The sequence below is a fragment of the Agrobacterium sp. LEGMi-208b genome (assembly GCF_059511785.1).
In genome coordinates, this window is sequence record NZ_CM183446.1 from 1951187 (window position 1) to 1969675 (window position 18489).

Below are 18489 nucleotides of genomic sequence, written 5' to 3' on the forward strand. Positions count from 1 at the left end.
GGATCGGTCTCTTGAGCATCGTTGAAGCAAACAGCAGGGCGAGGCAGGGAAAACGCCGTGCCAACGCCCGCGTGAAAGCCGTTCTCGGCTTCGCCGTCACCGTCATCACCACCTTTCTGGGGCTGATGGCGGTCACCTTTTTCATTGGCCGCGTGGTGCCGATCGATCCCGCGCTGGCGATCGTCGGCGACCGTGCGCCTGCGCATGTGGTCGAGCGGGTGCGTGAGCAGCTCGGCCTCAACCTGCCGCTCTGGCAGCAGTTCTTTCTCTATCTGAAGCAGGCGCTTTCGGGCGATTTCGGCACTTCCGTGCTCACCACCAATCCTGTCATGGAGGATATCAAGCGGGTGTTTCCGGCGACGATCGAGCTCGCCACGATCGGTACCATCATCGGTGCCGTCTTCGGCATTCCGCTCGGCGTTCTCGCGGCCGTGAAGCGCGGCAGCTTTGCCGATCAGGTGGTGCGCGTCATCGGCCTCATCGGTTATTCCGTGCCGATATTCTGGCTCGGCCTTCTGGCGCTGCTGGTGTTTTACGCCCGGCTGCAATGGGTCGCTTATCCCGGCCGCATGGATATCGTCTATGAATTCACCTTCACGCCGGTCACGGGCTTTTTCCTGATCGACGCGATCTGGCAGCGGCAATGGGACGTGTTGTGGGATCTCTTCCGCCACATCATTCTGCCCGCCTCCCTGCTCGGTTATTTCTCGCTCGCCTATATCAGCCGCATGACGCGCTCTTTCATGCTGAATGAACTCGCCCAGGAATATATCGTCGCGGCCCGCGCCAAGGGGCTTTCGGAAACCCGCATCATCTGGTTCCATGCGCTGCGCAATGCCGCCGTGCCGCTGGTGACGGTGATTGCGCTCTCCTATGCCGGTCTGCTCGAAGGTTCGGTGCTGACCGAAACCATCTTCGCCTGGCCGGGGCTTGGCCTCTACATCACCAATTCCCTGCAGAATGCGGATATGAATGCCGTTCTCGGCGGCACGATCGTGATCGGCGCCATCTTCGTCGGCATCAATCTCTTCTCCGATCTGCTTTACCGGACGCTCGATCCAAGGACGCGCAGCCGATGACGATGTCGACAGATACGATCAAACCCTATAGCCGCGAATGGCTGCTCTCCGACCGGCCGTCCTCGCGCAAGCAGGCGCGGCTTGGGCGCGCCTATGTCATCTGGCGGCGCTTTTCGGAAAACCGGCTGGCACTGCTTGGTCTTGGCATCATCATCGCGCTGCTGTTCGTTGCGCTGTTTGCCGATGTGCTGGCCCCGCATAACCCGGTGCAGGGCGATCTGCGCAATGCCCGGCTTCTGCCGCCCGGTACGGAAGGTTACCTGCTCGGCACTGACGATCAGGGCCGCGACATTCTTTCGCGTCTCATCCACGGTTCGCGGCTGACGCTGTTCGTCGTGCTCCTGGTCGCCATTATCGCCGCGCCCGTCGGCCTCATCGTCGGCACGGTTTCCGGTTATGCCGGCGGCTGGGTGGATGCGGTGCTGATGCGCATCACCGATATCTTCCTTGCCTTTCCGAAGCTCGTTCTGGCGCTGGCGCTGGTCGCGGCGCTCGGGCCGGGCATAGAGAACGCGGTGCTTGCCATCGCGCTCACCTCATGGCCGCCCTATGCGCGCATCGCACGTGCCGAAACCATGACCTTCCGCAACTCCGATTTCATCGCGGCGGTGAAGCTCATGGGGGCATCGCCCTTCCGTATTGTCCTCAAACACGTCATGCCGCTCTGCCTGTCGTCGCTCATCGTGCGCGTGACGCTGGATATGGCCGGCATCATTCTCACCGCCGCCGGTCTCGGCTTCCTCGGTCTCGGCGCGCAGCCGCCGCTACCGGAATGGGGAGCGATGATCGCTTCCGGCCGTCGTTTTATTCTCGACCAATGGTGGGTCGCGGCCATGCCGGGCGTGGCGATCCTCATCGTCAGCCTCGGTTTCAACCTGCTGGGCGATGGGCTGCGCGATGCGCTGGATCCCAAGGAGGCGGGCCAATGAGTGCGCCGCTTCTGACTGTTCAGAATCTCCGCGTATCCTTCCCCACCCGCACAGGGCTGGTGGAGGCCGTGCGCGGCGTGTCCTTCACGCTCGGGCGCGAGCGTCTCGGCATCGTCGGCGAATCCGGCTCCGGCAAGTCGCAGACCGGCCGCGCCATCATGGGGCTGACGCCGAAAAGCGCGCGCATCGAGGCGGATGCGCTGCGCTTCGGTGATATCGATCTGCTCAAGGCCTCTGCGAAAGAGCGGCGGATCATGCGCGGCAAGCGCATGGCCATGATCCTGCAGGACCCGAAATATTCGCTGAACCCGGTCATGACCATCGGCCGCCAGATCATGGAAACCCTGCGGACCCATGAAAAGATCGGCACCGGCGAGGCGCGTCAGCGCACGCTTGCGATGCTCGAAGCCGTGCAGATCCGCGATCCCGAGCGGGTCTTCGATCTTTACCCCCACGAGGTTTCCGGTGGCATGGGTCAACGCGTCATGATCGCCATGATGCTGGTCTGCGGCCCGGAACTGCTGATCGCTGACGAACCGACTTCGGCGCTCGACGTGACGGTTCAGCTGGAAGTGCTCGATATCCTCGACAAGCTGGTGCGCGACCGTGGCATGGGACTGATCTTCGTCAGCCATGATCTGAGACTCGTCTCCTCCTTCTGCGACCGTGTTCTCGTCATGTATGCCGGTAAGGTGGTGGAGGAGCTGTCTTCCGCCAATCTGAAGGAAGCGAAACACCCCTATACGCAGGGCCTGTTGAACTGCCTGCCGCAGATTGGCGGCCACCGGCACCCATTGCCCGTTCTGGAACGCAAGCCGGAGTGGCGCGCATGAGCACTGTTCTTTCCATCAAAGACATGGTGGTGGATTTCGACGGTTACATCGCGCTCGACAGCGTCAGCGTCGATGTGGCCGAGGGTGAATCCTTTGGTATCGTCGGCGAATCCGGTTCCGGCAAGTCCACGCTGCTGCGCGCCATTGCCGGCCTCAACCATTTCGATGAAGGCTCGCTGATGGTGGCCGGTCGCTCCTATTCCGGCAAGCACCGCGACAAGAGCTTTTATAGCGACGTGCAGATGGTGTTTCAGGATCCCTATGGCTCGCTGCACCCACGCCAGACGGTTGATGCGCTGCTGCTCGAGCCGCTCGTCATCCATGGCCTCGACAATCGCGAGCAGCGCATTGCCCGGGCACTGGACGAGGTGGGGCTAGGTTCCGGTTTCCGTTTCCGTTATTCGCACCAGCTGTCCGGCGGCCAGCGGCAACGTATCGCCATTGCCCGCGCGCTGATCGTCGAACCGAAAATCCTGCTGCTCGATGAGCCGACATCGGCGCTCGACGCCTCCATTCAGGCGGAAATCCTCAACCTTCTGGAACAGGCCCGCAAGGACCGCAATCTCACCTTCGTCATGGTCAGCCACGATCTCGGCGTCATCAGCCATATGTGCGACCGCCTGGCGGTGATGAAAAGCGGCAAGGTGGTGGAGATGCTGGAGGCCGAGGCGCTGGAAAGCCGCGAATTCAGTGCTGACTATACAAGGCAGCTGCTGGTGGCGAGTGAGGGTTTCAAGCGCGCTTGATTGGTGAGACGTTGCCTCCCTTTCTTCTCCCCGCCGGGGAGAAGATGCCCCGAACGGGGCAGATGAGGGGGCAAGCTCTCCGCATCTCTCCCACCATCGCCCCCTCATCCGGCGCTGCGCGCCACCTTCTCCCCGGCGGGGAGAAGAAACAAGCGGCGAGCGTTCGTTCCACATGCAATTGGATCGTCTTCGGCTGAGGTTCAAGACATTGAATGTCCGGTCTTTGCTCGTTAAGCGGTAGTGATATGCTGGCCCTCACACCGGCCCACCCGAACAAGGTCTCCACCCCATGCAACTGCGCGCCTTGATGTATTTCGACGAACTCGTCCGCACCAATTCCATGCGCGCCGCGGCGGAAAACCTGAATGTCGCTCCGACGGCGGTGAGCCGGCAGATCGAGAACCTCGAATATTATTTCGGCTCGCCGCTGGTGGAGCGGTCCAGCCGCGGCGTGAAGCTGACGGCGGCCGGCGAGCTGCTCGCCGCCCGTGCCGGCAAGACGTTGCGCGAGCTCGACCATGTGCACCAGCTGATCGACGATCTGAAAGGCCTGCAGCGCGGAAGGGTCACGGTCTATGCCAATGGCGCGACGGTGGCGAACCTTCTGGCGCCGGTGCTGGCGCAGTTCAGCCTGAAATATCCAAAACTGCGTTTCGAGGTGCATATTACCAGTGCCCGGCAGGCGATAGAGGCCCTGAGTGCGGCGGAAGCAGACCTCGTCGTCAGCCTGTTTGCGCCGAAGCTTTCGGGCGTGAAGGTGCGCTCGCGCACCCGCATCAGCTACGATGTCATCTTCCCCGCCGGTCACGCGCTTGCCGCCCAGCCGGAGGTTTCGCTGAAGGAACTGGCCGGACTGCCGCTTGCGCTGCCGGACAAGAGTTTTGCCGCGCGTCAGGCCTTCGATGCGCTGTTTGCCGATGCCGGCATCGAGCTTGATCCCGTTTTCATCACCAGTTCGCTGGAAATGCTGAAGGAGCTGGTGCTCGGCCATGCTGCCGCCACGCTGCTGCCGGCGCTTTCGGTGGCGCGCGAAATCCGCAGCGGCCAGATGGTTGCCATTCCGCTTTCCGGTAAAAAAGGCATCCATACCCAGATCGATCTCTGCGTTGCGCCCGACCGGCAATTGTCTTTCGCCGCCTCCAAGCTTGCCGATTTCATCGAGCGTTTCATGCGCGAGGCGACAGCGGGGTAGGGGTTTCTTCTCCCCGCCGGGGAGAAGGTGGCCCGAAGGGCCGGATGAGGGGGCCGCGTAGCTTGGGTGGGGGACGGCGAGGGGAGGTCGAGGAAGAATTTATCCGGCAACGTTTCCCCTCACCCCGCCTCCACTTCGTTCGGCGGACCTCTCCCCGGCGGGGAGAGGAATTAGCCAGTATGGAGAATTACCCACTAAGGTTGATTTCCACCTGCAATTCCGTGTAGCCATTTCAGCTACACGGAGCACACAAAAACGGTGATTGTGTGTGCGCCTGTAACATGACACTCTTTTCGCAACGGGTGGTCTCTGGAAGGGCAAAAATGCCCCGGCCGCCAGACAGGGGACTAAGGATGCCACGCATTTATCTTTCTGAGGCGGCAAAGCTTTCGCGCCGCACCGCGCTGACGCTTGCATTGGGCACGGCGCTCTGGCTGCCGCTTTCGGTGACGGGAGCCGAAGCCGCCGCGAAAACCGCCCTGACGCTTGGCATGACGGTGGAGCCGACCGGTCTCGATCCGACCATTGCCGCCCCCGTCGCCATCGGCCAGGTCACCTGGCAGAATATTTTCGAAGGTCTCGTCACCATCGACAGCAAGGGCAAGGTGAAGCCGCAGCTTGCCGAAAGCTGGGAGATTTCACCTGATGGCAAGAGCTACACCTTCAAGCTGCGTAAGGGTGTCACCTTCCATGATGGCGAGGCGTTCGATTCCGCCGTCGCGAAGTTCTCGCTGGACCGGGCGCGCGGAGAAGCCTCCGTCAATCCGCAGAAGCGCTTCTTCGCGGCAATCGATAGCATCGAGACGCCGGATGCGGACACGCTGGTGCTGAAACTGAAGCAGCCCGCCGGCAGCCTCATCTATTGGCTCGGCTGGCCGGCCTCCGTCATGGTCGCGCCGAAGAGCGCTGAGGGTAACCGCACGACGCCCATCGGCACCGGCCCGTTCAAATTCGTCAGCTGGGCCAAGGGCGACAAGGTGGAACTGGAAAAGAACGCCGCCTATTGGGATAAGGCCGTTGCGGTGAAGCTCGACAGGGCGACCTTCCGTTTTGTCGCCGACCCGCAGGCGCAGGCCGCCGCGCTGAAATCAGGCGATATCGATGCCTTCCCGGAATTCGGCGCGCCGGAGCTGATGACCTCCTTTGACGGCGATAAACGCCTCGGCACTTTCGTCGGTAATACCGAGCTGAAGGTCGTGGCCGGCATGAACAATGCCCGCAAGCCCTTCGACGACAAGCGCGTGCGCCAGGCGCTGATGATGGCGGTGGATCGCGGCACTGTCATCGAGGGCGCATGGTCCGGTTTTGGCACGGCCATCGGCAGTCACTATACGCCGAATGACCGCGGATACATCGATACGACAGGGGTGCACCCTTACGATGTCGACAAGGCCAGGGCGCTGCTTGCCGAAGCGGGTTATCCTGACGGTTTCAGCTTCACCATCAAGGCCCCGCAAATGGCCTATGCCCAGCGCACCTCGCAAATCCTGCAGGCGATGCTGGCCGAAATCGGCGTGACGATGACCATCGAGACCACCGAATTTCCGGCCAAATGGGTGGCGGATGTCTTGAAGGGTGCGGATTACGACATGACCATTGTCGCCCATGCCGAGCCGATGGATATCGATATCTATGCCCGTGACCCCTATTATTTCAACTACAGGAACCCGGCCTTCAACGAGGTTATCGCCAACGTCGAAAAGACGGCGGATGCGGCTGAGCAGGAAAAGCTCTATGGCGAGGCCCAGAAAATCCTCGCGGAAGATGTTCCGGCTCTCTTCCTCTTCGTGATGCCGAAGCTTGGCGTCTGGGACAGAAAGGTGAAGGGGCTGTGGGAAAACGAGCCTATTCCTTCGAATGTGCTGACGGACGTGCATTGGGAAGAGTGACGTTTGGCTATACCCGTTTCTTCCGTCATGCCGGACTTGATCCGGCATCCAGCCAGCCCAAGTCCTTGGGCTGAAAGGGCTCTCTCCGCCGCGCAGACGCGCGTCGGCTGGATGCCGGATCAAGTCCGGCATGACGGGGGAGTGTGGAGCTGTCCAGCCGCCGCAGGTGAAGTATCGCAAGGAGCAGATGCCAGATGTTAATCGTCCTCATCCGGCGTCTCGTCAGCCTCATCATCACGCTGTTTGCCGTTTCCCTCATCATTTATGTCGTCATGGGCCTGCTGCCGGGAGATCCGGCGGCTATCATGCTCGGCACCTCGGCAAGCCCGGATACGCTCGCCGCGCTGCAGAAGCAGATGGGTCTCGATCAGCCCTTGCCGCTGCGTTACCTCCACTGGCTCGCCGGTGTCTTCCGTGGCGATCTCGGGCAATCCTATACCTATGGCGTGCCGGTGGCGGGGCTGATCATCGAGCGGCTGGCCGTCACCCTGCCGCTTGCGTTGCTGGCCGTCTGCCTGTCCGTCACCATCGCCATTCCGCTTGGCGTGGCGGCCGCGAAGAACCGCAACGGGGTGCTGGATTTTGCGGCCGGGCTGTTTTCCCATCTGGGCATCGCCGTGCCCGGCTTCTGGGTTGGCCTGCTGCTGATCATCGTTTTTTCCACCACGCTCGGCTGGATGCCATCAGGCGGTTTTCCCGGCTGGACGCCGAGTTTTTCGGCAGGGCTCATGGCGCTGGTGCTGCCGGCCATTGCCCTGGCGCTGTCGCAGGCCGGTGTTCTCACCCGCGTCTGCCGCTCCGCCGTGCTCGAAGTGATGAATGAGGATTTCGTGCGCACCGCCCGCGCCAAGGGCCTGAGCGAGCGGGTGGCGCTGTGGCGGCATGCGGTTCCGAATGCGATGATCCCCGTTGTCACCATGATCGGCCTGCAATTCACCTTTTTGATTGCCGGCGCGGTGCTTGTCGAGAATGTCTTCAACCTGCCGGGCCTCGGGCGGCTTGCCTATCAGGCGCTGACCCAGCGCGATATCGTCGTCATGCAATCCGTCGTGCTGTTTTTCTCGGCGCTGGTCATCATCATGAATTTCGTGGTCGATATCGCCTATCTCTTCATCGATCCGAGATTGCGGGCAGGTGCGCGATGATGCGATTTATCCGCCGCCGCCCGGCCTTTGCCGCCGGCATCGCCGTCACGGTCTTTCTGGTCGCCGTCGCCCTGCTGTCCCTGGTCTGGACGCCGGTGTCGCCCACCAAGATACAGATCGTGCAGAAGCTGAAATCGCCCTTCGTTTATGGCGGCCTCGGCACGGATCATTTCGGCCGCGACGTATTGTCGATGCTGATGGCGGGTGCGTGGAACTCGCTGTCCACCTCCATCGCCGCCGTCGCCATCGGCGCATTTATCGGCACGGCCATCGGCGTCGCGGTCGCGGCCCTGCGTGGTTTTACCGAAACCGTGGTCATGCGCATCTGCGACATCATCTTTGCCGTGCCGCCGATCCTCTCGGCCATGATGCTCGGCGCTTTTATCGGCACGGGGCGCTTTACCGCCATCATCGCCATCGCCACCTTCATGGTGCCGGTCTTTGCCCGGCTGACGCTCGGCGCCGCACTGCAGATTTGGGCACGCGAATATATCACCGCCGCCACCAGCATCGGCCAGAACCGCGCCAAGATCACGCTTTTCCATATCGTGCCGAATATTTCCAACCAGATCATCGTGCAGGTGACCATCCAGCTCGGTCTGGCGATATTGACGGAAGCAGGCCTTTCCTTCCTCGGTCTCGGCATGCCGCCGCCCGCCGCCACCTGGGGGCGGATGCTGGCGGACGCCCAGACCTATCTCGGTGTGGCGCCCTGGCTTGCCATCATGCCCGGCCTTGCCATTGCGCTTGCCGTCTTCGGCCTCAACCTTCTCGGCGATGGCCTGCGCGATCTGCTGGACCCGCGCGATACGAGCTGATCGCCTAAAGCCGATATCGCCCCTATTTCCTGTTTTTTTGACGAGACGATGCCATGACCGATCTCATAGACCTCAACACGCTCGAAATCCTGGCGCTTTACCGGGAAAAGACGCTGTCGCCCTCGGAATATTGGCAGGCGGTGGAGGCGCGCATCGAGGCTTTCGAGCCAACTGTGAATGCGCTTTATGCCTACGACCCGGAAGATGCCCGCAGGCAGGCAGCGGCTTCGACGGAGCGTTGGCGGAAGGGCGAGACGCTCGGCCCGCTCGATGGACTTCCGGTCTCGCTGAAGGAACTCATCGCCACGAAAGGCCATCCCGTGCCGCTCGGCACAAAGGCGGTGGAACTGGTTCCGGCGCTGGAGGACGCGCCGGTGGCCGCCCGCTGCCGGGAAGACGGCGCGATCCTCTACGCCAAGACGACCTGCCCGGATTATGGCATGCTCTCCTCCGGTCTCTCCAGCTTCCACAAGCTCAGCCGCAATCCTTGGGATATCACGCAGAATCCCGGCGGCTCCAGTGCCGGCGCGGCATCGGCGGGTGCGGCGGGGTATGGCACGCTGCATGTCGGCACGGATATTGGCGGCTCGGTGCGGCTGCCGGCCGGGTGGACCGGGCTCTTCGGTTTCAAGCCGAGCCAGGGCCGCATCCCGGTCGATCCCTATTATACTGGCCGCTGCGCCGGGCCGATGACCCGCACCGTGGTTGATGCCGCCTATGCCATGGTGACGCTTTCGCGGCCCGACTGGCGGGACGGCACATCGCTGCCGCCGAACACCATTGACTGGATGGATCTCGATATCGATGTTAAAGGCCTGAAGATCGGCCTGATGCTGGATGCCGGCTGCGGCCTGCCGCTGGAAGATGAAGTGCGGGACGCCGTGCTTTCCGCCGCGAAGCTGTTTGAGGCGGCCGGCGCCATCGTCATTCCGGTCGAGCCGGTGCTGACACGCGCGATGCTGGATGGGCTGGACGATTTCTGGCGCGCGAAATTCTGGGGCGATATGGCGGCGCTGAGCGATGAACGCCGCGCGGCGATCCTTCCCTATATCCTCGAATGGGCCGGGAAGGGAGCGGAGGTTACCGGTTCGCGTGCGGTCTTCGGTTTCAACCAGACCATGGAAATGCGCAGGGCCTGCGGGCGGCTGATGCGGGAGGTGGATGCGGTGATCTCACCCACCAATCCCATCGTGTCCTATCCGGCGGACTGGGCCTCACCCACCAACGATCCCGCGCGCCCCTTCGAACATATTGCCTTCACCGTGCCGTGGAACATGTCGGAACAGCCCGCATCCTCGATCAATTGCGGTTTCTCGACTTCCGGCATGCCGATCGGCCTGCAGATCGTCGGTCCCCGTTACGAGGATCTGTTCGTGCTCAAACTGTCCAGGGCCTTCGAGGATTGGGGCGGTGGTGTAAAACACTGGCCGCAGCCGCCGCAGGCCCGCTGATCCCACCTTTATCGGCCATGTAGTATTGCCATAATACCCGCATCTGCGCCCGGCCTGTTAGGTTGCGTAAAGGCATTCGAAAACGGGAGGAGCAGACATGCCGAAGACGATTTTGATGATCACCGGCGATTTCGCCGAGGATTATGAGACCATGGTGCCGTTCCAGACGCTGCTTGCGGTTGGTCACACGGTGCATGCCGTCTGCCCCGGCAAGAAGGCGGGCCAGACCATCGCCACGGCCATCCATGATTTCGAAGGCGACCAGACCTATTCGGAAAAACGCGGCCATAATTTCGCGCTCAACGCCACCTTCGCCGATATCAAGGTTGCGGATTACGATGCGCTGGTCATTCCGGGCGGCCGCGCGCCGGAATATCTGCGGCTCAATGCCGACGTGCTGGCGGCCGTGAAACATTTCTTTGAAGCCGACAAGCCGGTGGCGGCCGTCTGCCACGGTGCGCAATTGCTGGCGGCTGCGGGCGTGCTCAAGGGCCGCACCTGCTCGGCCTATCCCGCCTGCCGCCCCGAAGTCGAGTTGGCCGGCGGCACCTATGCCGATATCGCCATCGATGCGGCCGTTACCGACGGCAAGCTGGTGACGGCGCCCGCATGGCCGGCGCATCCGGCCTGGCTTTCGCAATTCATGGCCGTGCTCGGCAAATAAGACCGGCGGAACGGGGCTTTTTCCGGCCCCGTTTTCCGCCTATCCTTGTGAGCGTGGTGAGGGAGGAAACCATGTGCAAGCTCTTCATCAAGGCAGACCCCACGCTTTGGGAAAGCCATACGCGGTCGCTCAGGATCGATGGCATGGTCACGAGTGTGCGGCTTGAAAATTTCTTCTGGGCGACGCTGGACGAGATCGCACGGCGCGACGGCATGAACAGCGTGCAGCTCATTGCCAAGCTTTATAATGAATCGATCGATGCCGGGCACGATCTCGGCAATTTCACTTCGTTCCTGCGGGTTTGTTGCGGGCGTTATCTCGCGCTGCAGCTTTCCGGCGATATTCCGGCGCGGACGGATATTCCGATTGCAGCGCTGGATGCAGACAGCATTCTTGAGACGGAGAAGGTGAATTATCACTAGGACGCGTTTGTTTTTATGTGCCGGGGCATCCCCTCCACCTCATTCCTGTGCTCGTCACAGGAATCCAGCCGACGCGCGTCTGCGCGACGGGGAGAGTCCTTTCAGCCCAAGGACTTGAGCTGGCTGGATCCCTGTGACGAGCACAGGGATGAGGCAGAGAGCGTTTAGCTCTTCAGCGCCCGCGGATCGAGCGCATCACGCACGGCATCGCCGATGTAATTGACGCTTAGAACCGTCAGCGAAATCGCCAGCCCCGGCCACAGCACGCGCGATGGCGTCAGCTGCAGGAAGTTCGCGCCATCAAACAGCAGCCGTCCCCAGGTCGGAAAGTCGGAGGGAAAGCCGAGGCCGAGGAAGGAGAGCGCCGATTCCGTGATGATGGCGGCGGCGATGCCGAGCGTGGCTGAGACCATGATCGAACTCAGCACATTCGGCAATATATGCCTCAGGATGATGCGATATTCGCGCATGCCGCTCGATTTCGCCGCCATGATGAATTCCTGGCTTTTGATCGTCAGCACATTGCCGCGCACGATACGGGCGGTATGCATCCAGCTGGTTATCCCGATCACGAAAACGATCAGGATGAAGATGCCGGTTTCCGGCCCGAAGGCGGCACGCAGCGTATCGCGAAACAGCATCAGAATGACGAGCAGCAGCGGCAAAAGCGGTAGCGCCAGGAACAGGTCCGTCAACCGCATCAGCGGCCCGTCCAGATTTCGGAAATAGCCTGACAGCACCCCCACCAGCGTACCGAGAAACAGCGCCAGCAGCATGGCGGTGATGCCGACGGCAAGCGATATGCGCCCGCCGGCCAGAACCTGCGCCAGCATGTCCTTGCCGAGATTATCGGTGCCGAAGGGATGCGCGAGCGACGGCCACTGGTTGCGCGCCTTCACATTGATGGCGTTGGGTGCCACGGTGTGGATATAGGGGCCGACATAGACCGCGAGCAGGATGAAGACGAAGACGAAGAGCCCCGCCACACCGCCCTTGTGAACGCGGAACTGTTTCCAGATATCGGCAAGGGCGGATTGCGTGGGGGTGGCCGCAACCGTCGGCGCTGCGATGGTGGCGTCAGTCATAGCGGATCCTCGGGTCGAGAATGCCGTACAGCACGTCGGCAATCAGGTTGAAGAGCACGATCAGTACCGCGAAAATGAAGGTCAGCGTCTGCACCAGCGGGATATCCGCGCCCTGAACGGCTGTTATCAGCAATTGGCCGAGCCCGTTCACGCGGAATATCTGCTCGGTGATGATGGCGCCGGAAAAGATCGTCGGCACGCCGAGTGCGATGACGGTGACGACCGGGATCAGGCTGTTGCGCAGCACATGAACGAGCAGGACGGATTTTTCCTTCACGCCCTTGGCGCGTGCGGTGCGCACATAATCCTGATGCAGATTGTCGAGCATGGAGGCGCGCACGAAGCGGCTGATCTGCGAGACATTATAGAGCGTCAGCACCAGCACCGGCAGGAACATCTGCTTCACCTGCGCCACGAAGCTTGCCCAGTCCGAGACCCTCAGATTGGTGTCATAAACGGACGGGAACCATTGCAGATAGGAGCTGAAGATAACGACCAGCAGCACGCCGGTGAAGAAGGTCGGCACGGAATAACCGACCATGGAGACGAAGGTGCCGATCTGGTCGAAGATCGAATATTGCTTATAGGCGGAAATGACGCCGATCGGGATCGCCAGCAGCGCACCGAAGAGATAGGCAAGGCCCACCACCCACAGCGTCTGCGGCATGCGCTGGATGACGAGATCGACCACCGGGCTGCGTGTCGCCCAGGAGAGCACCCGCATGCGGCTGCCATCGCCGATCTGCCAGCCGGTCAGCTTTTCGAAGAGGTTCAGCGGTTCGTTGATGAAGAATTGCTGCAGCCACATCAGGTAACGGATGAGGAAGGGCTGGTCGAGACCGAGCGAGGCGCGGATCTTTTCGCGCACTTCCGGCGGAATGGTGAGCGGCAGGTCGCCGGTCGGGTCGTTGGGCGCAAGATCGAGCAGCGCGAAGATGACGAAGCTGATGACGAGCAGCGTCGGTACGGCAAAGGCAAGCCGCCGGAGCGTAAAGGTAAACATCTGAAACTCTCCAGACCCAGAGCGCGGCAGGACGAAAATTGGGAGTGTTTTCGCCGTAACGCGGCAAATGTGTCTTCAGAACATGGTCCAGGGGCATGCAGAAGGCCGGCCTCTTCAGGGGGAGAAGCCGGCGCATCCGCGTGTTATTTCTTGCGGGACCAGTCCGCGACGTTCCAGAGTTCCGAATCCCAGGCATTCATGCGAACGCCTTCCAGCGTCAGCGAATGCGAGGAAACGCTGCCGCGGTGGATGAGCGGAATATGCGCGCCTTCCTCCGTCAGCATGTCGTTGAGCTGCTTGGAAATCTCTCCGCGCTTGGCAAGGTCGGCGGTCTTGGAGAGTTCACCCACCAGCTTGTCGAATTCCGGGTTGCAATAACGCGGAATATTCTGGCCCTGCCAGCCATTTTCAGGCGCGGGAATCTTGTCGCACAGCCATTCCGCCAGATATTTTTCCGGGTCCGTGCCGTCGAAATTGTTGGTGTACATTTCGACGTCGGCATAGAACTTTTGGAAGGTGTCCGGGCTCGCCGGATCGCCGCCGAAGAAGACCGAGGCGCTGACATTGCGCAGTTCGGACGCGACGCCGATCTGCGACCACATGTCCTTCACCAGTTCCTGCGTGGCCTGGCGAACCGAGTTGGTGGAGGTCTGGTAGAGGAAGGAGAGCTTCACGCCATCCTTGGCGCGGATGCCATCTGCACCCTTCACCCAGCCGGCATCGTCCAGCAGTTTGTTTGCGCCTTCCACATCCTGCTTCAGGCACCAGCTGTCATTCTTGGTGGAAGCGAAGGCTTCCGGAGCCGGCACGATGTTGCAGGTCGGCTTGCCCGCTTCGCCATAACCCGCTTCGTCGATGATCTCGCGGTCGATGGCAAGCGAAAGCGCACGGCGCACGGCCGGGTCTGATATGGCCGGGTGCGGGCCGCCCTGCTTGGTGGAGCGCTTGTCGCCCAGCGAAGGATCGGGATTGTACCAGTTGAGATTGATACGCTCGACCTGGGTGCCGAAGGCGGTTTCCAGCTTGCCTTTACCGGCGGCCACCATGGTCGCGAGAATTTCCGGCTCCACCTGCATGTTCCAGGCATAGTCGAATTCGCCGGTTTCCAGCACGGCGCGCGCGGCGGAAGCGGCATCGCCGCCGCCCTTCAGGGTCGCCGTGGCGAAGGCGGGCTTGGCGGGGTCGCGATAATTGGTGTTGGCGACGAAGCTGATCACGTCATTCGGCTTGAAATCCTTGACCACGAAGGGGCCGGTGCCGATGGGACCGAAATTGGCGGATGTGCAGCCGGGTGCGGCAGCGCCGACGCAGTTTTCGAACTGCTTCTTCTGAATGACCGGCGATTGTGCGCCGACGAATGCGGAATAGGGGTAAGGTTTCGGTTCGGTGAAGCTGATCTTGACGGTGTGGGCGTCGATGGCTTCGACATTCTTCACGCCCTCATATTGCGCCGCCTGCGCGCAGCCGCCATCCGGTGCGAGGCAATATTTCCAGGTGAAGATCACGTCCTCGGCGGTGAACGGCGTACCGTCAGACCATTTCACGTCGCTTTTCAGCTTCCAGGTCATGCTGAGCAGATCCTTCGCGACGCCGCCATTGTCGATCGTCGGAATTTCGGTGACCAGCATCGGCACCAGCTCGCCCTTTTCGTCATAGCGCGCCAGCGGTTCGATGACCATGGACGAGCTGTAGACTTCCTTCGTGCCCGCGGAAAGATAAGGGTTAAGTGTCGATACGGCCTGCCAGAACAGGATTTTCAGTTCGCCGTCACTGCCGCGCTCGGCATGGGCGGCAGAGCCTGCGAGAGCCATCGCCGCCACCGTGCTGGCAAAGAGAACGTTGCGCTTCTTCATTGTGGTTTTTCCCCTTTTTGGATTTTATCTGTTTGAATGTTTGACGCTTTTCCTGTCGTCATGTGCAAGGTCTTTTGTTCTAAGTATTTGACTTTGCTAAGGAATAATCCTCCATTCCCGATGATGCTATTGTCAGTTTTTTTGAAAAGCAAGTCCCAATGTCTCTTTGATGAACAAAATTTGAGCCATTCAGTTTTGGGCCTATTTTTCGCTCATGCAGCAAATTTCATGCTTGCAAAACGAGAAATTCCAAACGCAATATGGCGTCCGACAACCCGGCGGGGAACAAAAAAAGGGAAAAAGAGAATGCCGATATTGAACCGTGTGGCTGAAATGCAGGAAGACGTTGCCGGCTGGAGGCGCCATCTGCATGAACACCCGGAACTGCTCTACGATGTCTTCGAAACATCGAAATTCGTTGCCGAAAAGCTCAAATCCTTCGGCTGCGACGTGGTCGAGACCGGCATCGGCAAGACCGGCGTGGTCGGCATCATCAAGGGGCGGCACGGGGATGGCCCGACCATCGGTTTCCGCTCCGACATGGACGCGCTGCCGATCCTCGAGACGAGCGGCAAGCCCTGGGCGTCTAAGACGCCGGGCAAGGCCCATTCCTGCGGTCATGACGGGCATACCGCCATGCTTCTGGGTGCGGCGCAATATCTGGCCGAGACCCGCAATTTCAAGGGTTCCGTGGCCGTGATCTTCCAGCCGGCGGAAGAGGGCGGGGCGGGCGCGCTCGCCATGCTGAACGACGGCATGATGGAGAAATTCGGCATTTCGCAGGTCTATGGCATGCATAACGAGCCGGGCATCCCGGTCGGGCAATTCGCCATCCGCAAGGGTTCCACCATGGCGGCGGCGGATAGTTTCGAGATCGTCATCACCGGCAAGGGCAGCCATGCGGCCGCACCGCATCTTTCCATCGATCCGGTGCTGACCTCTGCACATATAATCATCGCCCTGCAATCCATCGTCTCGCGGGAAACGGACCCGTTGAAATCGCTGGTCGTCACCGTCGCCACCACCCATGGCGGCACGGCCGTCAACGTCATTCCGGGCTCGGTAACGCTGACCGGGACCGTGCGCACGCTCTTGCCGGAAACCCGCGATTTCGCCGAAAAGCGCCTGAAGGAAGTGGCGACCGCCACCGCCATGGCGCATGGTGCCACCGTGGAGGTGAAATATCATCGCGGTTATCCTGTCACCTTCAACCATAGTGACGAAACCGAATTTGCGACCGGCGTGGCCATGGGCGTGGCGGGCGCCAACGCCGTCAATACCAATCCCAACCCGCATATGGGCGCCGAGGATTTTTCCTACATGCTGGAAGCGCGCCCCGGCGCCTTCATCTTCATCGGCAATGGCGATACCGCCGGGCTGCACAATGCGGCCTATGATTTCAACGACGATGCGCTGCCCTATGGCATCAGCTACTGGGTTTCGATGGCCGAAACCGCACTTGCTGCATAAGACATCCGGCGGCCCTCGTGGCCGCCTTCTGCTTTTCAGGAGATCGGCATGCTTTTGGCGGCGACATCAATGGAACAGACCGGCGGTTCGGTAAGCCCGGTTCTATCGGTTCAGAATCTCATCACATCCTTTCGCGTCGATGGCGGCTGGAAATCCGTGGTCCGCAATATGAGTTTCGAGATCGCGCCGCGCGAAACGGTGGCGATCGTCGGTGAAAGCGGCTCGGGCAAGAGCGTCACCTCGCTCTCCATCATGCGGCTGCTCGATAAAAAGACGAGCCAGATCGAGGGCAGCGTCATGCTCGGCGGCCGCAATTTGCTGGCGCTGCCGGAAGAGGAGATGCGCAAGGTTCGCGGAAAAGACATTTCGATGATCTTCCAGGAGCCGATGACCAGCCTCAACCCGATCTTCCCGATCGGCAAGCAGATCGCCGAGGCGCTGACCGTACATCAGGATATTTCCTCTTCCGCCGCGCGCGCCGAGGTCATCCGCCTGCTTGAGAAGGTCCGTATTCCCAATGCGAAGAACCGTTTCGACGATTATCCGCACCAGTTTTCCGGTGGCATGCGCCAGCGCGTGATGATCGCCATGGCGCTCGCCTCCAAACCGAAGCTGCTGATTGCGGACGAGCCGACGACGGCGCTTGACGTCACCATTCAGGGCCAGATTCTCGACCTCATCAAGACGCTGCAGGAAGAGGAGGGCATGTCGGTCCTGTTCATCACCCACGATATGGGTGTGGTGGCGGAAGTCTCGGACCGCACCATCGTCATGTTCCGCGGCGATGTGGTGGAAACCGGCACCACTGACGACATCTTCCATCGCGGCCGCCACCCCTATACGCGGGCGCTGCTTTCGGCGGTGCCGAAGCTCGGCTCGATGAGGTCGCGGGTGCTGCCGGCCCGTTTCCCGATCATCGATATCAAGACCGGCGAAAGCCAGCCGGTCGCGGAGGTGAAGGACACGGTCTCCGGCGGCCGCACGCCCATTCTTTCGGTCAAGGACCTCACCACCCGTTTCGATATCCGCACTGGCCTTTTCAGCCGCAAATCCGGTGCCGTGCATGCGGTGGAAAAGGTCTCCTTCGATCTCGCCGAGGGTGAAACCCTGTCTCTCGTGGGTGAATCGGGTTGCGGCAAGTCCACCACGGGCCGCTCGATCACCCGGCTGATCGAACCGACATCCGGCAATGTCATGCTCGATGGCTACGAGGTGCTGAAACTCGACAAGACGACGCTGCGCACCATGCGCCGCAGCGTGCAGATGATCTTCCAGGACCCCTTCGCCTCGCTCGATCCGCGCATGAGCATCGGCACGGCGATCATGGAACCCTTTATCGAACATCGCCTCGGAACCAAGCCGCAGGCCCGCGAAAAGGCGGCGGACCTTCTGGAAAAGGTGGGCTTGAGTCCGGATATGATGCGGCGTTTCCCGCATGAATTTTCCGGCGGCCAGCGCCAGCGCATCGCCATTGCCCGCTCGCTGATGCTTGACCCCAAGGTGATCGTCGCCGATGAGGCGGTCTCGGCGCTCGATGTCTCGATCAAGGCGCAGGTCTGCAATCTGCTGCTCGACCTGCAGCAGAGCCTCAATCTGGCTTTCCTGTTCATCTCGCACGATATGGCTGTCGTGGAGCGTGTCAGCCATCGTGTGGCGGTGATGTATCTCGGCGAGATCGTCGAGATCGGCCCGCGTGCGGCGGTTTTCGACAATCCGCAGCATCCCTATACGAAAAAGCTGATGTCCGCCGTTCCGGTGCCGGACCCGGCGCGCCGGCAGATCCGGCGCAACATGGCGACGGATGAGATCAAAAGCCCGATCCGGCCGGTGGATTATGTGCCGCCTGAGCGCCATTACCGCGAGGTTTCGGCCGGGCATCTGGTGCAGGAAGCGGCTTGATTGAGGGTACG

The 18489-nt window shown here is 61.2% G+C and carries 16 protein-coding genes; 13 read left to right on the plus strand and 3 right to left on the minus strand.

The features are described from left to right. The first annotated feature begins 11 nt into the window (after window positions 1-11). The 11 genes from AC5YUO_RS23465 (at window position 12) to AC5YUO_RS23515 (ending at window position 11168) form a co-directional block, all read left to right on the plus strand. A complete protein-coding gene (locus AC5YUO_RS23465) occupies window positions 12-1079 on the plus strand; it encodes an ABC transporter permease (RefSeq protein WP_077984083.1) in 1068 nt (355 codons plus the stop codon). Then, entirely contained in the window at window positions 1076-2008 is a 933-nt protein-coding gene (locus AC5YUO_RS23470) for an ABC transporter permease (RefSeq protein WP_404503471.1), read from the plus strand. The genes AC5YUO_RS23465 and AC5YUO_RS23470 overlap by 4 nt, the downstream gene beginning before the upstream one ends. Next, on the plus strand, window positions 2005-2841 hold the full coding sequence (locus AC5YUO_RS23475; protein ID WP_496155448.1) for an ABC transporter ATP-binding protein: 837 nt from the start codon (window positions 2005-2007) through the stop codon (window positions 2839-2841). The genes AC5YUO_RS23470 and AC5YUO_RS23475 overlap by 4 nt, the downstream gene beginning before the upstream one ends. Further along, window positions 2838-3587 (plus strand): ABC transporter ATP-binding protein, encoded by a 750-nt coding sequence (locus tag AC5YUO_RS23480; RefSeq protein ID WP_496155449.1) that lies wholly within the window; start codon window positions 2838-2840, stop codon window positions 3585-3587. The genes AC5YUO_RS23475 and AC5YUO_RS23480 overlap by 4 nt, the downstream gene beginning before the upstream one ends. A 289-nt stretch (window positions 3588-3876) precedes the next feature. Continuing rightward, the gene (locus AC5YUO_RS23485) at window positions 3877-4779 is read left to right on the plus strand and encodes a LysR family transcriptional regulator (RefSeq protein WP_496155450.1); all 903 of its coding nucleotides are present in this window, start codon (window positions 3877-3879) and stop codon (window positions 4777-4779) included. Window positions 4780-5132: 353 nt separating this feature from the next. Continuing rightward, window positions 5133-6668, plus strand: a complete 1536-nt coding sequence (locus AC5YUO_RS23490) for an ABC transporter substrate-binding protein (RefSeq protein ID WP_496155451.1) — start codon at window positions 5133-5135, stop codon at window positions 6666-6668. Between the two features lie 194 nt (window positions 6669-6862). Then, a complete protein-coding gene (locus tag AC5YUO_RS23495; RefSeq protein ID WP_496155452.1) occupies window positions 6863-7813 on the plus strand; it encodes an ABC transporter permease in 951 nt (316 codons plus the stop codon). Next, complete coding sequence (locus AC5YUO_RS23500; protein ID WP_400814064.1) at window positions 7810-8631, plus strand: ABC transporter permease; 822 nt, start codon at window positions 7810-7812, stop codon at window positions 8629-8631. The genes AC5YUO_RS23495 and AC5YUO_RS23500 overlap by 4 nt, the downstream gene beginning before the upstream one ends. A gap of 53 nt (window positions 8632-8684) precedes the next feature. Further along, window positions 8685-10082 carry an amidase gene (locus AC5YUO_RS23505; protein WP_496155453.1) on the plus strand — a complete coding sequence of 466 codons (1398 nt, stop codon included), beginning with the start codon at window positions 8685-8687 and terminating at the stop codon, window positions 10080-10082. Window positions 10083-10179: 97 nt separating this feature from the next. After that, window positions 10180-10746 carry a DJ-1/PfpI family protein gene (locus AC5YUO_RS23510; protein WP_181423967.1) on the plus strand — a complete coding sequence of 189 codons (567 nt, stop codon included), beginning with the start codon at window positions 10180-10182 and terminating at the stop codon, window positions 10744-10746. Window positions 10747-10817: 71 nt separating this feature from the next. Further along, complete coding sequence (locus AC5YUO_RS23515; protein WP_496155454.1) at window positions 10818-11168, plus strand: ribbon-helix-helix domain-containing protein; 351 nt, start codon at window positions 10818-10820, stop codon at window positions 11166-11168. Between the two features lie 164 nt (window positions 11169-11332). Here AC5YUO_RS23515 and AC5YUO_RS23520 read toward each other — a convergent pair whose 3' ends face one another. The 3 genes from AC5YUO_RS23520 to AC5YUO_RS23530 form a co-directional block, all read right to left on the minus strand. Continuing rightward, window positions 11333-12253, minus strand: coding sequence for an ABC transporter permease (locus AC5YUO_RS23520; RefSeq protein ID WP_496155455.1), 921 nt, complete (start codon window positions 12251-12253; stop codon window positions 11333-11335). Then, a complete protein-coding gene (locus AC5YUO_RS23525) occupies window positions 12246-13256 on the minus strand; it encodes an ABC transporter permease (protein ID WP_496155456.1) in 1011 nt (336 codons plus the stop codon). Before AC5YUO_RS23525 ends, AC5YUO_RS23520 begins: the two co-directional genes overlap by 8 nt. 143 nt (window positions 13257-13399) lie before the next feature. Continuing rightward, window positions 13400-15109, minus strand: a complete 1710-nt coding sequence (locus tag AC5YUO_RS23530; RefSeq protein ID WP_496155457.1) for a peptide ABC transporter substrate-binding protein — start codon at window positions 15107-15109, stop codon at window positions 13400-13402. 306 nt (window positions 15110-15415) lie between these two features. Between AC5YUO_RS23530 and AC5YUO_RS23535 the strand changes: the two genes are divergently transcribed. Next, a complete protein-coding gene (locus AC5YUO_RS23535) occupies window positions 15416-16579 on the plus strand; it encodes a M20 aminoacylase family protein (protein WP_496155458.1) in 1164 nt (387 codons plus the stop codon). A gap of 48 nt (window positions 16580-16627) precedes the next feature. After that, window positions 16628-18478 carry an ABC transporter ATP-binding protein gene (locus AC5YUO_RS23540; RefSeq protein WP_496155459.1) on the plus strand — a complete coding sequence of 617 codons (1851 nt, stop codon included), beginning with the start codon at window positions 16628-16630 and terminating at the stop codon, window positions 18476-18478. Window positions 18479-18489: the final 11 nt, after the last annotated feature.